This is a genomic window from Pseudochelatococcus sp. G4_1912, from assembly GCF_047501465.1.
Classification (GTDB): Bacteria; Pseudomonadota; Alphaproteobacteria; order Rhizobiales; family Beijerinckiaceae; genus Pseudochelatococcus.
Genome location: NZ_JAZDRL010000002.1, coordinates 1,181,542 through 1,195,076 on the forward strand (window position 1 = coordinate 1,181,542; position 13,535 = coordinate 1,195,076).

Annotated in this window: 13 protein-coding genes; 12 read left to right on the plus strand and 1 reads right to left on the minus strand. The window is 53.6% G+C overall.

What is annotated here, in order from left to right:
* Positions 1-13 precede the first annotated feature (13 nt).
* The gene (locus VRZ32_RS12665) at positions 14-583 is read left to right on the plus strand and encodes an NUDIX domain-containing protein (protein WP_414526078.1); all 570 of its coding nucleotides are present in this window, start codon (positions 14-16) and stop codon (positions 581-583) included.
* On the opposite strand, the gene VRZ32_RS12670 is transcribed toward VRZ32_RS12665, so the two are convergent.
* Positions 576-746 (minus strand): hypothetical protein, encoded by a 171-nt coding sequence (locus tag VRZ32_RS12670; protein WP_414526079.1) that lies wholly within the window; start codon positions 744-746, stop codon positions 576-578. The two genes, VRZ32_RS12665 and VRZ32_RS12670, sit on opposite strands and share 8 nt — an antisense overlap.
* 406 nt (positions 747-1,152) lie before the next feature.
* Between VRZ32_RS12670 and exbB the strand changes: the two genes are divergently transcribed.
* The 11 genes from exbB (at position 1,153) to VRZ32_RS12725 (ending at position 13,528) form a co-directional block, all read left to right on the plus strand.
* Positions 1,153-2,169 carry a tonB-system energizer ExbB gene (exbB, locus tag VRZ32_RS12675; RefSeq protein ID WP_414526080.1) on the plus strand — a complete coding sequence of 339 codons (1,017 nt, stop codon included), beginning with the start codon at positions 1,153-1,155 and terminating at the stop codon, positions 2,167-2,169.
* Positions 2,170-2,174: 5 nt separating this feature from the next.
* Positions 2,175-2,609: a TonB system transport protein ExbD gene (gene exbD / locus VRZ32_RS12680; protein WP_414526081.1), complete on the plus strand. Its 435-nt coding sequence runs from the start codon at positions 2,175-2,177 to the stop codon at positions 2,607-2,609.
* A gap of 136 nt (positions 2,610-2,745) precedes the next feature.
* Positions 2,746-4,203, plus strand: a complete 1,458-nt coding sequence (locus tag VRZ32_RS12685) for an FAD-linked oxidase C-terminal domain-containing protein (protein WP_414526082.1) — start codon at positions 2,746-2,748, stop codon at positions 4,201-4,203.
* 5 nt (positions 4,204-4,208) lie between these two features.
* Entirely contained in the window at positions 4,209-5,408 is a 1,200-nt protein-coding gene (gene glcE / locus VRZ32_RS12690) for a glycolate oxidase subunit GlcE (RefSeq protein ID WP_414526083.1), read from the plus strand.
* 2 nt (positions 5,409-5,410) lie between these two features.
* The gene (glcF, locus tag VRZ32_RS12695) at positions 5,411-6,793 is read left to right on the plus strand and encodes a glycolate oxidase subunit GlcF (RefSeq protein WP_414526084.1); all 1,383 of its coding nucleotides are present in this window, start codon (positions 5,411-5,413) and stop codon (positions 6,791-6,793) included.
* 216 nt (positions 6,794-7,009) lie between these two features.
* Positions 7,010-8,839, plus strand: a complete 1,830-nt coding sequence (locus VRZ32_RS12700; RefSeq protein WP_414526085.1) for a tetratricopeptide repeat protein — start codon at positions 7,010-7,012, stop codon at positions 8,837-8,839.
* Positions 8,840-8,895: 56 nt separating this feature from the next.
* Positions 8,896-9,765, plus strand: a complete 870-nt coding sequence (locus VRZ32_RS12705; protein WP_414526086.1) for a 4-(cytidine 5'-diphospho)-2-C-methyl-D-erythritol kinase — start codon at positions 8,896-8,898, stop codon at positions 9,763-9,765.
* Between the two features lie 76 nt (positions 9,766-9,841).
* Positions 9,842-10,603, plus strand: a complete 762-nt coding sequence (gene tpiA / locus VRZ32_RS12710) for a triose-phosphate isomerase (RefSeq protein ID WP_414526087.1) — start codon at positions 9,842-9,844, stop codon at positions 10,601-10,603.
* Between the two features lie 243 nt (positions 10,604-10,846).
* On the plus strand, positions 10,847-11,248 hold the full coding sequence (gene secG / locus VRZ32_RS12715; RefSeq protein WP_414526088.1) for a preprotein translocase subunit SecG: 402 nt from the start codon (positions 10,847-10,849) through the stop codon (positions 11,246-11,248).
* Positions 11,249-11,399: 151 nt separating this feature from the next.
* Positions 11,400-13,028 carry a CTP synthase gene (locus tag VRZ32_RS12720; RefSeq protein WP_414526089.1) on the plus strand — a complete coding sequence of 543 codons (1,629 nt, stop codon included), beginning with the start codon at positions 11,400-11,402 and terminating at the stop codon, positions 13,026-13,028.
* 98 nt (positions 13,029-13,126) lie between these two features.
* Positions 13,127-13,528 (plus strand): DUF350 domain-containing protein, encoded by a 402-nt coding sequence (locus tag VRZ32_RS12725; RefSeq protein WP_414526090.1) that lies wholly within the window; start codon positions 13,127-13,129, stop codon positions 13,526-13,528.
* The last annotated feature ends 7 nt before the right edge of the window (positions 13,529-13,535 follow it).

Below are 13,535 nucleotides of genomic sequence, written 5' to 3' on the forward strand. Positions count from 1 at the left end.
CACGGGGCGCCAAATGACGTTTGATGTTGCGGACACCAAAGTTGTCTATGAGGGCTGGGGGCGTTTTATGATCGCCTCCATCCGCTTGCCGGATGGGCAGGTTATTCGGCGTGAAATCGAGGATCATGGCGCGGCTGTTGCTGTGCTCGCTTATGATGAAGAGCGGCGTGTCGCGTTGATGATCAGCCAGTTTCGCCCGGCGGTTTATCTTGTCTCTGGTGAACAGGCTGTGCTGGAGATTATCGCAGGTGGGATTGAGGACGATGAGGCGCAAGAAGTATGCGCACGTCGTGAAGCGATGGAAGAGGGCGGTCTACGCCTTGGCCGGCTTGAACGCATCATTGATGCATGGCCCATGCCAGGTATATCGACTGAACGTATGGCGATATATCTCGCCACTTACACGGCTGATGATCGCGTAGGGCCAGGTGGCGGCCTTGATGAAGAGCATGAGGGCATTACAGTAATAGAAATGCCCCTCGCCGAGATCGCCGCATTGGCTGATCGCGGTGCACTCACTGATTTGAAAAGCTATGCGGCGGTGCAGGCGCTACGTTTAAAGCGCCCGGACCTTTTTACCTGAAATTCATGACCGGTGAAGACGAGCGGCGTGTTTGTACTTGCACATATTCAGGCACGCCCATTTGCCGCTCCGCACGTTGCTTCGGTGTCAAGGTGAGACCCGCGCAACCAGCGAGAGAGCCCGCAACAAGAGCGATGGACAGCAGGGAAATCAAGCGAAGCATGGCAGGGACTCAAATCTGATTGTGAAAGCTGGTGTGCTTATAAAGCAAAATGCATAAGATCTGTATCGCTATTTTGCTCTATCCTCTTGGTTTGATGCAGTAGAGTGTGCAATTTTAATAATTGGCAATGTCATCTGTGATTTATTTGGTGGTGTTCTTAATTTAGCGCTGATTTTTATGCGTGTTTTCATGATTGTGGAAATGTATGCTTGCTGTTTCTGTTGATGGCGCAGGTTATTGTTTGTTTTTTATTTGAATAATTAAAATAGATCGTTGTTGCCAACGTTGCTTTGAGGGCGTAGAAACCCCACCGTAATGCTTAAAACGAATGTTCTGGGCATGGAGCTGATATCGCGTGCTGCCTAATCAGCTGCGGATAGTCAAGGCGAGAGTGAGACGTGATCTAATGGCTAATGTTCCAGCTTTACATGTTGTGTTTCGTCGTCTTGTTTCGGCGCTTTTGGTTATATTTTCATTGCATGTCTTTTGGGGTATGCATGCGAGCGCTTTTGCACAGACAATGGCACCAACCAGTCAGCAAGTTGTCGAACCGCTTCCAGGGGTATCTGAATTACCTCAACCAATAGCGCCTGCGATCCAGCAAAACAGCACAGCAGCGCCTCTTGAATCCGAACTTTTGCCAGATCTACCTTCTCTGACCCCTCCGGAAGGGGAAGATGCGCTGCATGATTTGTCTCCGTGGGGGATGTATCAGCAGGCGGATATCGTTGTTAAAGCGGTGATGATAGGGCTGGTTATTGCCTCGCTCATTACCTGGACGGTGTGGGTTGCTAAATCTCTTGAGCTGTTTTTCGCTCGTCGCCGTGCGCGCGTTGGTCATGAAATCCTCAAACGTGCGGGCACATTGAGTGAGGCGGATGCTGCTTTTCGTGCTGGACGAGGGGATAATGGCGTTGTCGCACAACTCGTGCGGGGCGCTCTTGATGAAGCGCAGTGCTCTGGAGAGTTGCCAGCTGAAGGGATTAAGGAGCGTGCTTCCATTCTGCTTTCGCGCATAGAGGCGCGGGCAGGTCGAAAAATGGGAATTGGTACAGGCGTGCTTGCGACAATTGGCTCTACGGCGCCGTTTGTTGGGCTTTTCGGTACGGTGTGGGGCATCATGAATTCGTTCATTGGAATTGCCAAATCGAACACCACTAATCTTGCGGTTGTCGCGCCTGGTATCGCTGAGGCTTTGCTGGCAACGGCGATTGGCCTCGTTGCGGCTATTCCGGCTGTGATTATTTACAACGTATTTGCGCGCTCAATCACTGGCTACAGGGCACTGCTTGGTGATGCTTCTGCCGAGGTATTGCGCCATCTGTCGCGTGATCTGGATCGCAATGCGGCTGGTAGCCAGCGTCGCGGATATGCGGAGAAGGTGCATGTTGCTGCGATGCGCACCTCAACCGCAGCGGAGTAACGTTCATGGCCGGACGTATAGAGCAAGGCGATGAGTTAAGCGAAAATCACGAAATCAACGTCACCCCTTTCATTGATGTGATGCTTGTGCTGCTGATCATTTTTATGGTTGCTGCGCCTTTATCCACGGTGGATGTGCAGGTTGATTTGCCGGCTTCCAATGCTGTGCCCCAGAAGCGTCCTGACACGCCGTTGTATTTGACGGTACAGAGCGATCTGACGCTTTCTGTTGGAGAAGGCACGGTTGGGCGTGAGGCGTTGCAGGCCGAGCTTGACCGCGTGACGCAAAGCAACCGTGAGGAACGGATATTCCTACGCGCTGATAAAGAAGTGGCCTATGGCGAACTGATGGAGGTCATGAACCTTCTACGGGCAGCCGGTTACCTTAAAATTGCGCTCGTCGGTATGGAGGCTGCGCCTGCGGCCTCAGCTGGGCCTTAACGGGCAAAACGCATCATTTTGTCAAAGGTCTGTCGCCCGTCCATGCATTGACTTGCACGGGCAAGCGCTGTTCATTGTTGGAAGTGTTCCAGATGTGATCATCCCACATCTTCGCAATCCAACAAGCATGGACCTCATGACCACGATTGCCTTTCCCACCCCTGATCCAGAGATTCTCGCGCGTCGCGATGCCATTTGGGCTGATCTGGCGAAGCTGGTGTCGGCTGATGGGCTGATAACCAGTGAAGACGAGCGGCGAGCATTCGAAACGGATGCCTTGGCGGCTTATCGTCAAGTGCCGTTGGCGGTGGTGTTACCCTCCTCTACGGAAGAGGTTGCGGCGGTGCTTTCATACTGCAATCGTGAGGGGATCAAGGTTATCCCACGTGGTGCAGGCACGTCATTAGCGGGGGGCGCTATTCCGCAACCGGATGCCGTGGTCATTGGCGTATCGCGCATGCGGCGGGTGATTGATATCGATTACGCAAATAGAACGGCGCGGGTGGAAGCGGGCATTACAAATCTCGCAATCAGCGATGCCGTTACAGCAGATGGCTTTTTTTACGCGCCCGATCCATCGAGCCAGCTTGCCTGTACGATTGCAGGTAATATCGCCATGAACTCAGGTGGTGCGCATTGCCTGAAGTATGGCGTCACCACCAACAACCTGATGGGCGTGCGGTTGGTGCTGATGGATGGCACCGTTGTCGATATTGGCGGGGATCATCTTGATGCCGCAGGCTACGACATATTGGGATTGCTGACGGGTTCTGAGGGACAACTTGGGATCGTTACCGAAGCCACGGTGCGTATTCTGCCATTGGCTGAGGGGGCGCGGCCATTGCTGATTGGCTTTGACTCCAGCGAAACCGCTGGTGCCTGCGTTACGGCTATCATATCGGCGGGCATTATTCCGGTGGCCCTTGAGTTTATGGATGGGCCTGCGATCCGTATCTGCGAGGATTTTGCCAGGGCGGGCTATCCGATTGAAGCCGAAGCAATGCTGATCATCGAGGTTGAGGGATCAGAGGCGGAAATTGCCGATGAGCTGGCGAAGATTGAGGCCATTGCGCGCATGTTCAATCCGCTAACGCTCAAGGTTTCCCAATCCTCATCGGAAAGCGCTGCTATCTGGAAAGGACGCAAGTCTGCCTTCGGTGCGATGGGGCGTATCGCTGATTATCTTTGCATGGATGGCACGATACCGACCGGGCAGCTGTCACTGGTGTTGCGACGGATTGCTGAGATCTGTGCGGAGAATGGTGTCGGTGTGGCCAATATTTTCCATGCCGGCGATGGCAATTTGCATCCGCTCATTCTCTATAATGCTGCCAAGCCAGGTGATCTGGAGCGGGCGGAGCTGGCGGGTGCTGAGGTGCTCAAGCTTTGTGTCGATGTCGGCGGTTGCCTAACCGGTGAACATGGCGTCGGCATAGAAAAGCGTGATCTGATGACCTACCAATATACGCGCACCGACCTTGAACAGCAGATGCGCGCGCGGGCAGTGTTTGATCCGCGTTGGCTGCTTAACCCGGCAAAAGTTTTCCCGCTGGAAAACCGGCTGATGCCGCAAGATAACGTTTCATCGGGGTAGAAAGTATGAGTGTTTTTGCCCCCACAACCGAGGCAGAAGCTGCGGATATCATCCGCCAGGCACAGGCTGAACGCACGCCATTGGCGCTGGCAGGTAGCGGCACGAAGGCAGGTATTGGCCGTCCGAGCAATGCCGAGCATTGTCTCACGTCACTCGCGCTGAGTGGCATTACGCTTTACGAACCTTCTGAAATGGTTGTGTCTGTGCATGCAGGCACGCGCCTTGAAGATCTTGAACGGCATCTGGCGGCTAAAGGGCAGCGGCTGACATTCGAGCCTATGCAGCCTGTGCTTCTGATGGAAAGAGATGCTCAGCAAACCATAGGTGGCATTGTTGCGGCCAATTGGTCTGGTCCTCGGCGGATTCAGGCAGGCGCGTGCCGCGATAGCCTTCTTGGGGTGCGTTTCATTAATGGCAGAGGCGAGGTGGTCAAATCCGGCGGACGGGTGATGAAGAACGTTACGGGGCTGGACCTGGTCAAGCTGTTGGCTGGTTCATGGGGGACACTCGGGTTTTTGACAGAGGTGACATTCAAGGTTTCGCCAATCCCTGAAAGTGAGACTACGCTTGTTCTGAGTGGTCTGAACGATAGGCAGGCAATTGCCGCGCTATGCGATGCAATGGGTTCGCCTTTTGGCGTAAGCGGGGCCGCTCATCTTCCGGATGGTTGGGATGCTAATGACGCTGCAGGCACTGCCTTTACCTTGCTGCGGCTGGAAGGTTCCGCGTTTTCTGTTCGCTATCGGGCGGAAGCATTGGGAGGGCGCCTTGCAGCCTTCGGTGGGCACGCGTTGATTGAGGGGGCGGATAGTCATCTCATCTGGGCAAGGGTGCGTGATTGTGCGCCCATAGCGCAACCTGTTGAGCATGCTGTTTGGCGTGTTTCAACGGCCCCGACGCGCGGTCCCGATCTTGTTGCAGCTCTGCGTGAAACGCTCGATATCAAGCATTTTTACGATTGGAGCGGAGGACTTGTCTGGCTTTCTGTGCCGGCAGCTGACAATGCTGGGGCGATTGCTGTGCGTGCTGCGGTTGCCCGCTATGGCGGCCATGCCACATTGATCCGTGCGCCGATTGAGGTGCGTGCGACAGTACCCGTATTCCAGCCGCTGGCGGAACCATTCATGCGCCTTAGTGCGGGGCTGAAGCAGGCATTTGATCCGGTGGGTATTCTTGAGCCCGGACGTATGGTTGCAGGGGTATAAATATGCAAACGAATTTCCGCCCTGATCAACTCAACACAGCGCAGATGAAGGAATCCGAGAAAATCCTGCGCACCTGTGTGCACTGCGGTTTTTGCACAGCGACTTGCCCTACTTATCTTTTACTGGGAGATGAGGCGGATTCCCCGCGTGGGCGCATCTATATGATCAAGGATATGCTGGAAAGCGGCAAAGCCGCCACCGCGCCTGTAGTCAAACATGTTGATCGGTGTTTGTCGTGCCTGTCCTGCATGACGACCTGTCCATCAGGCGTGCATTACATGCACCTTGTCGATCATGCGCGTGCCCACATTGAGGCCACCTGGAAGCGCCCGCTGGCTGATCGCATGATGCGTTCGCTGATCGCTTCGGTGTTGCCCTATCGCAACCGCTTTCGTTTGGTGCTGAAGGCATCTGCGTTGGCGCGTCCTTTTGCACGGATGATCAGCTTTCTACCAGGAGTGGGGCCGCGATTAAGTGCAATGCTGGCGCTTGCGCCAACCCGCATTCCCGAAGAAGGTCCGCAAGGACCACATGTTATTCCCGCAGAGGGCGAACGCCGCGGGCGCGTTGCACTGCTAGGTGGATGTGCCCAGCCGGTTCTAGATCCTGGTATAAATGCGGCAACGATCCGTCTTTTGACACGTAATGGCATTGAAGTTGTGCTTGCTAACGAGGGATGTTGCGGTGCGCTGGTGCATCATATGGGCCGCGAGGCACAGGCGCACGCACTTGCCCATCAAGCCATCGATGCATGGACGCATGAGATTGAAGGCGATGGCCTTGATGCCATCATCATCACGGCTTCAGGCTGTGGCACGACGATCAAGGATTACGGCTTCATGTTCCGAGATGATCCGGAATGGGCGCAAAAGGCACAAGCCGTCTCAAGCCTTGCAAAAGACGTTACAGAATATCTCACGTTAATGAATATCGACTGGTCGAAGGTGCACGATGAGCAAGCTTCAGAGCAGGCAAAGGGCCTTGTCGTTGCCTACCATTCTGCCTGTTCCATGCAGCACGGTCAGCAGATTCGTGATGAGCCCAAGAGCTTGCTGCGTAAGGCTGGTTTTGTGGTGAAGGATGTTCCCGAAGGTCATATATGCTGTGGCTCGGCTGGTGCTTACAACATGCTGCAACCAGAAATCGCAAGCCAGTTACGTGATCGCAAGGTAGGTAATATCCGCAAGACAGGTGTGCAGATCGTTGCCACTGGCAATATCGGCTGCATGACACAGATAGGACAGGGGTTTACGCTGGCGGGTGAACAGGTTTCTGTAGTCCATACTGTAGAATTGCTTGATTGGGCCAATGGTGGGCCGCGTCCTGCGCATCTTCAGTACGCGCGCGCAGCAATCGAAGGCACAGTTATTACGGCATCCGTATGATAGCCCGATATTAAGACGTGCCCATAACGCTCTGTTTGAGATGCGGTTTTGCATAATAGAGCGATCCTCGCAGATAAAATGATGCTATAAAGACGCATTCACCACAATTTCGTGCGATGGCTTGGTGACATCTTGCTCGCAAGCGCGGAAAGAGCCATGTTGAAAAGAACTATTCGGATTGGCATCACGCCAGATTCGTGATCAGGGAAGTTGTCGGTGGCTGGTAAGTCTTTTGCGCGCCTTGCGCGGTTCGCTATGGTTATGACGGCGCTTTCATGTGTAAGCGCAGCTCCCGCATTCGCTCGTCTTTCTGTGATCGACGATATTGTGCCTGATTACACACCAGCTGATACTCTTGATGGCAATTACCTTGCAGCAATCATTGCTGGCGCATCGCGTGATACCTCTGCTGCTGCTATATTTTTCCATGAGGCACTGAAAGATGATCCGCGCAATGTTGATCTGCGCGAGCGTGCTTTTGTAGCTTTCCTGGCTAATGGATCAATGCCGGAAGCCATCGCGACCGCAAGAGACATTGCCCGGGGCGATCGTAACAACGGCCTTGCGCAGCTGGTGCTGGGTGTTGATGCATTGCAGCGCAAACAATACACCAGTGCGCGTCGATTCTTTGACCGCGGTGGCCGGGGGCGCGCAGCTGATATCACTGCGACGCTGCTTAATGCATGGAGCTGGGCTGGTTCGAAAAATTTTCCGGAAGCGCTTGGCACTGTTGATAATCTAAGCGGCGAAAGCATCTATAATGTTTTTCGCGATTTTCATGCTGGTCTGATCGCCACCTACTTGGGTAGCGCCCGACAGGGGGAGGAACGCCTTGCTGCTGCATATGCTGCGGAGGGTACCACGCTGCGGGTTGTTGACGCTTATGGACGTGTCCTATCGCAGCGCGGCAAGCAGGATGAGGCAAAGGCTGTTTATGAGCGTTTCGATAAGCTTTTGCCGCGTCACCCAGTGGTGCACTATGCATTGGCTGAACTGGCAGCAGGCCGCAAGCTCTCTCCGTTGATCACAACGCCTCAGCAAGGTGCGGCCGAGGTGCTTTATGGTCTCGGTGCTGCCGGAAATGGACAGGGCGACGAGATTGCCGGTCTGATTTATCTCAATCTGGCGTTGCATCTGGATCCTGAAAACGCGCTCGCCTCCATGACACGTGGCGATATCCTCGTGCGTTTAAAGCAATACGAGGCAGCCATTGTTGCGTTTGATAAAGTACCCGTAAAATCACCTCTGCGCATTGGTGCAGATGTTCAGATTGCTGGCGCTCTCAACACGCTTGAACGTCAAGACGATGCGATTGCGTTTCTCACGCGCGTGCTAGAGCGGCAGCCTGATAATATTGATGCGTTATCAGCGCTTGGCGGTATTCAGCAGGCACGTAAGCTCTATGCTGAGTCTGCGAAGACATACACCCGCGCCATTGACCTCGTCGGTACACCGGACGTTGGCCACTGGATGCTGTTTTATTTTCGCGGTGTTGCTTATGAGCGCGCGAAGGAATGGGCAAAAGCTGAAGCAGATCTTAAAAAAGCGCTTGAGCTTGGTTCCGAGACCATTGGCAGCGATCGGGCATTAATTCTGAATTATCTGGGCTATTCATGGATCGACCGTAACGAGAACATGGATGAAGCGTTTGAAATGCTCAAGCGCGCTGCTGAGCTCAAGCCCCGTGATGGTTATATTGCTGATAGTCTGGCGTGGGCTTATTATAAGCTTGGACGTTATGATGATGCTGTGCGCGAGCTTGAGCGTGCGATTGAGCTGAAACCATCCGAATCCGTGGTCAATGATCATCTTGGCGATGCATATTGGCGCGTTGGTCGGCGCATTGAGGCTGTGTTCCAGTGGAATCACGCACGCGATCTGAATCCTGAACCGGAAGAGTTGCCGAAGATCCTCGATAAGATCAAAAATGGGCTTCCTGATGAAAAGGATACCGGCGTGCGTAAAATGCAAAACGGCAAGTTGATCAAAGCCGAAACGGAAGCCGATGCCGCTAAGAAGGCAAACTCTGAGAAATCGCCTAAATAATGATGCTTTGGCAGCATTTTGATTGATCGTTTGCTGTTTCCTCTATCGGTTTGGCTATGATTCTCACTGCGCGCGCGCCTGCCAAAATCAACCTTAATTTGCACATTCTGGGGTGCCGGAACGACGGCTACCATCTTCTCGATAGCGTAGTAGCATTTACAGGTTCCGGTGACGTATTAAGCCTTCAATCAGATAAGGAGCTTTCCCTTATTGTGGATGGGCCGACTGCTGCTGCGTCTGGTGCTAACAATGATAATCTGGTTTTGCGCGCTGTACGTGCATTCCAAGCGCGACGGGCAGGGCTTCGTGTTGGTGCATTCAAGCTTACCAAGCGCTTGCCTGTGGCGGCCGGAATTGGCGGCGGCTCATCCGATGCTGCAGCGGCACTTAGACTTATTGCCCTTTTGAATGATTATCCAATTGATGATGCGATGTTGGTAGACGCTGCGCGTGCAACAGGCGCCGATGTACCCGTTTGTCTGGATCCGCGTTTAAGCCGGATGTCGGGGGTGGGAGACATTGTTGAACGTCTGACATGTCCGTTTGCGATCTGTGCTGTACTCGTAAATCCGCGCGTGGCTGTTTCAACGCCTGAGGTCTTTCGCGCTTTGAATTTTTCAGATGGAAACAAGCGTGCGGATGTCGAGCGTCCACACTTCCCGGCTAATTTTTCGCCTGATAACTTACTTGCCTATCTGGAGCATGCGCATAACGATCTGGAGACTCCAGCGCTATCGCTTGCGCCTGTTATTCATGAGGCGCTGTCAGCCATTCGTGCGTTTCCAGCTTGCAAACTTGCGCGTATGTCTGGATCGGGTGCAACAGTGTTTGGCCTATTCGCGACCCCTTCTGAGGCAGCGCATGCAAGCCGCCAGCTGCAGAAGCGTTATCCGGGTTGGTGGGTAACAGCTGCAGTTTTGCGCTAGAGCGACTTTTGTGGGTGACATTCACTTGTGAGATCAGTATCCCTTTCACCTGAACATAAATTTAAAGAGGGAAAGCATGACGGTGTTGCGCCCCCGTCCGCTCGTTGCGGGCAATTGGAAAATGAACGGCAACAAGCACTCTGCGCGTGTGCTTGCTTCAATCATTCAGGGATACGATGCCGCGCTTCGCAACAAGGTTGATCTGCTGATCTGCCCTCCTGCAACGCTTACAGTAACCTTTGGTGTCGTGGCGGTTGGCTCTGGTGTTTATATTGGTGGGCAAGATTGCCATACAAAGGCATCTGGAGCGCATACGGGAGATATCTCTGCCGTGCAGCTTGCAGATTCCGGCGCTACTTATGTCATCGTGGGCCATTCTGAGCGTCGCGCTGATCATGGTGAGAGTAATGAGGTTGTCCGCGCCAAAGCAATGGCTGCGCGTATGTCATGGCTAACCCCTATTGTATGCGTAGGCGAAACGCGCGCACAGCGTGAAGGCGGCAATGCTCTCGATATTGTGCGTGAGCAGCTTAAGGATTCTCTGCCCGAGACGGCCTGTGGATCTGATCTTGTTATTGCTTATGAGCCTGTTTGGGCAATTGGTACCGGGCTTATTCCCACAATTGCGCAGGTCGCCGAGATGCATGCCGCTATACGGGAAGTTCTTATGGCGCGCTATGGCGAGGCAGGAGCAGCGATTCGGATTCTTTATGGCGGATCGGTGAAGCCGGATAATGCTTTTGATCTGCTTTCAGTCAGCCATGTCGATGGTGCATTGGTGGGAGGCGCCAGCCTTGAAGCAGCGGATTTTCTTGGCATTGCTGAGTATTATAGATAGCGCGCGCTGAGGCTTTATGGGGGAAGAGAGTAAAAACTGCTTTTCCCTTCTTTGCGGTAACGCAATGTTTATGTTAGAGCATGCTCCCGACGTCCGGGCGCTGCCCTTTTCGTTGACTGGTGACGGCGGGAACGCCTTTCTCCTGTCGTATGATCGCTTCTTTCCCGTACCCGGGCGGCATTGCGCCGTTGCCGGGTTTCTGGATTGTTAGCGGTTTGGATTTTGATCGGCTTGGATTCTGACATGCAAAGCGTTTTGATTGTCGTTCACCTCATTATTGTGCTGTCGCTCGTTGGCGTAGTGCTATTGCAGCGCTCAGAAGGCGGTGGCCTTGGCATGGGCGGCGGTAGCAGCAGCGGGGCAGGGTTCATGACGGGGCGGGGGCAAACGAATGTCCTCACACGGACAACGGCAATTCTGGCCACCTTGTTTTTTCTGACAAGTCTTGCTTTGACGATTCTTGCTGGTCATCAGTCTGGGCCGCGGTCGATTTTCGATGGCGCGACGGATGGTGCTGTCGTACCTGGCGGCGCTCCGGGTGGGGATAGTGGTTTTGAGCGTCTCCAGCAGCTGCAGGAGAGAGAAGCTCCGGCTGTTCCTGCGCCGGCTGCACCTGCGGTGCCGCAGGTTCCGAACTCTCAATAAGGGCGGACGGTAGGTACGCCTGCACAATCGAGGGCCGGGGCTTCCGGCCCTTTATCTTTGACTGGTGACTGGACGGTCGATTCGATTTAAAGCGCGTTGCAAGTTAGGTTGCTACGCCTCTTGATATTTTTTTGATGGGATGAGCATCTCCATGGCGCGGTACGTTTTTATCACAGGCGGTGTCGTTTCTTCTCTGGGCAAGGGCCTTGCGTCTGCAGCGCTGGGTGCACTTCTGCAGGCGCGTGGTTATCGCGTACGACTTCGCAAGCTCGATCCCTATCTTAATGTCGATCCTGGCACGATGAGCCCCTACGAGCACGGTGAAGTGTTTGTGACCGATGATGGCGCTGAGACTGACCTCGATTTAGGTCATTATGAGCGTTTCACGGGGCGTCCTTGCACCCGTGAGGATAACGTCACTACCGGCCGCCTTTACATGGATATCCTGACCAAGGAGCGGCGGGGCGAGTATCTGGGCGCGACGATTCAGGTCATTCCCCATGTTACGAATGCCATCAAGGACTTCGTGCTGAGCGGCAATGAAGATACGGATTTCGTTCTGGTTGAGATTGGTGGAACAGTTGGTGATATCGAAAGCCTGCCATTTCTGGAGGCCATCCGTCAGCTGGGGCAGGCATTGCCGCGTAATCACGCTGTCTTCCTCCACTTAACGCTATTGCCTTTCATTCCTGCAGCGGGAGAGCTGAAGACGAAGCCAACGCAGCATTCTGTTGCGGAATTGCGCTCGATTGGTATTCAGCCACACATTCTGCTTTGCCGCACAGACAGGGAAATTCCTGTTGAGGAACGGCGCAAGCTTTCGTTATTCTGCAACGTGCGTGAGACGGCGGTGATTGAGGCGCGCGACGTGACCTCCATCTATGATGTGCCGATCGCTTACCACGCTGAAGGGCTGGATAATGAAGTGCTCGCCGCTTTCGGTATTGAGGGTTCACCTCAGCCAGATATCAGTCGCTGGAAAGAAATTTCTGAAAGAGTTAAGAACCCTGAGGGTGAAGTAACGATCGCGATTGTCGGTAAGTATACTGGCCTGAAGGATGCGTATAAGTCGCTGATCGAATCCTTGATGCATGGTGGTATCGCCAACCGGGTGAAGGTCAATCTCGACTGGATTGAAAGCGAGATTTTCGAACGTGAAGATCCAGCGCCTTTCCTTGAACACGTCAATGGCATTCTTGTACCAGGCGGTTTTGGCCAGCGTGGTGCTGAAGGTAAAATTAAAGCAGTCACCTTCGCGCGTGAGCATAACGTGCCATATTTCGGCATTTGCTTCGGTATGCAGATGGCCGTCATTGAAGCTGCGCGTTCGCTCGCAGGTATCCCTGATGCCAATTCCACCGAATTTGGGCCCACCAATGAGCCAATTGTCGGTCTGATGACGGAATGGGCAAAGGGCAACCAGGTTGAGATGCGTCGTGCAGATGGTGATATGGGTGGCACAATGCGCCTTGGTGCTTACAAGGCATCGCTTGCGCCAGAGAGCCATGTGGCTGAAATTTATGGAGCTACCGAAATCTCCGAGCGCCATCGCCATCGTTATGAAGTCAATATGGACTATCGCGAGCGGCTTGAATCCGTTGGCCTGCGCTTCTCTGGCGTTTCTCCGGATGGTTTGTTGCCTGAAATTGTTGAGCGGACGGATCACCCATGGTTCGTTGGCGTGCAGTTCCACCCGGAATTGAAGTCGCGCCCGTTTGCACCGCATCCGTTATTCAGCAGCTTTGTTGCGGCGGCGTTGAAGCAAAGCAGACTTGTCTAATTGATCATGTCCGGTCCTGCAGGATCGGGCATTTCTTAAACTGCCTTGAAGCAGAGGCGCTCCATTTTCTACACATCTTAAGAGCGGGGAATATCGCGATGGTGACCACACTTGGCCAGTTCATCGATTTCTTGATCGATTTCATCATTGCCACATTTCTCGTTGGACTTTATCTGCTGATTTATACATTTGTTACGGCGCATAATGAATTTGCGCTGATCCGTCGCAATGTTATTTCGGCATCTCTTTCATTGGGGTTGAGCCTTATTGGTTTTGCCTTGCCACTGTCGAGTGCGATCATCAACACCGATACACTAGTCGATCTGGTTGTCTGGGGGCTGATTGCTATTGTTGTACAGATTTTGGCATATGGTTTCGTACGTCTTGTCATGCCAGATCTCACGCGCCGGATTGCTGATGGCGAGATTGGTACAGCAACGTTTCTAGGTGCAGTTTCGCTCACTGCTGGTATTGCCAACTCAGCCTGCATGACAATCTGATTTTGAG

Bases quoted from the DNA above. Each gene is read 5' to 3' on its own strand.
- VRZ32_RS12670 (WP_414526079.1), bottom strand. From the start codon at position 746: ATGCTTCGCTTGATTTCCCTGCTGTCCATCGCTCTTGTTGCGGGCTCT.
- VRZ32_RS12720 (WP_414526089.1), top strand. From the start codon at position 11,400: ATGGCGCGGTACGTTTTTATCACAGGCGGTGTCGTTTCTTCTCTGGGC.
- VRZ32_RS12705 (WP_414526086.1), top strand. From the start codon at position 8,896: ATGATTCTCACTGCGCGCGCGCCTGCCAAAATCAACCTTAATTTGCAC.
- exbB (WP_414526080.1), top strand. From the start codon at position 1,153: ATGGCTAATGTTCCAGCTTTACATGTTGTGTTTCGTCGTCTTGTTTCG.
- glcF (WP_414526084.1), top strand. From the start codon at position 5,411: ATGCAAACGAATTTCCGCCCTGATCAACTCAACACAGCGCAGATGAAG.
- secG (WP_414526088.1), top strand. From the start codon at position 10,847: ATGCAAAGCGTTTTGATTGTCGTTCACCTCATTATTGTGCTGTCGCTC.
- exbD (WP_414526081.1), top strand. From the start codon at position 2,175: ATGGCCGGACGTATAGAGCAAGGCGATGAGTTAAGCGAAAATCACGAA.
- VRZ32_RS12725 (WP_414526090.1), top strand. From the start codon at position 13,127: ATGGTGACCACACTTGGCCAGTTCATCGATTTCTTGATCGATTTCATC.
- glcE (WP_414526083.1), top strand. From the start codon at position 4,209: ATGAGTGTTTTTGCCCCCACAACCGAGGCAGAAGCTGCGGATATCATC.
- tpiA (WP_414526087.1), top strand. From the start codon at position 9,842: ATGACGGTGTTGCGCCCCCGTCCGCTCGTTGCGGGCAATTGGAAAATG.
- VRZ32_RS12685 (WP_414526082.1), top strand. From the start codon at position 2,746: ATGACCACGATTGCCTTTCCCACCCCTGATCCAGAGATTCTCGCGCGT.
- VRZ32_RS12665 (WP_414526078.1), top strand. From the start codon at position 14: ATGACGTTTGATGTTGCGGACACCAAAGTTGTCTATGAGGGCTGGGGG.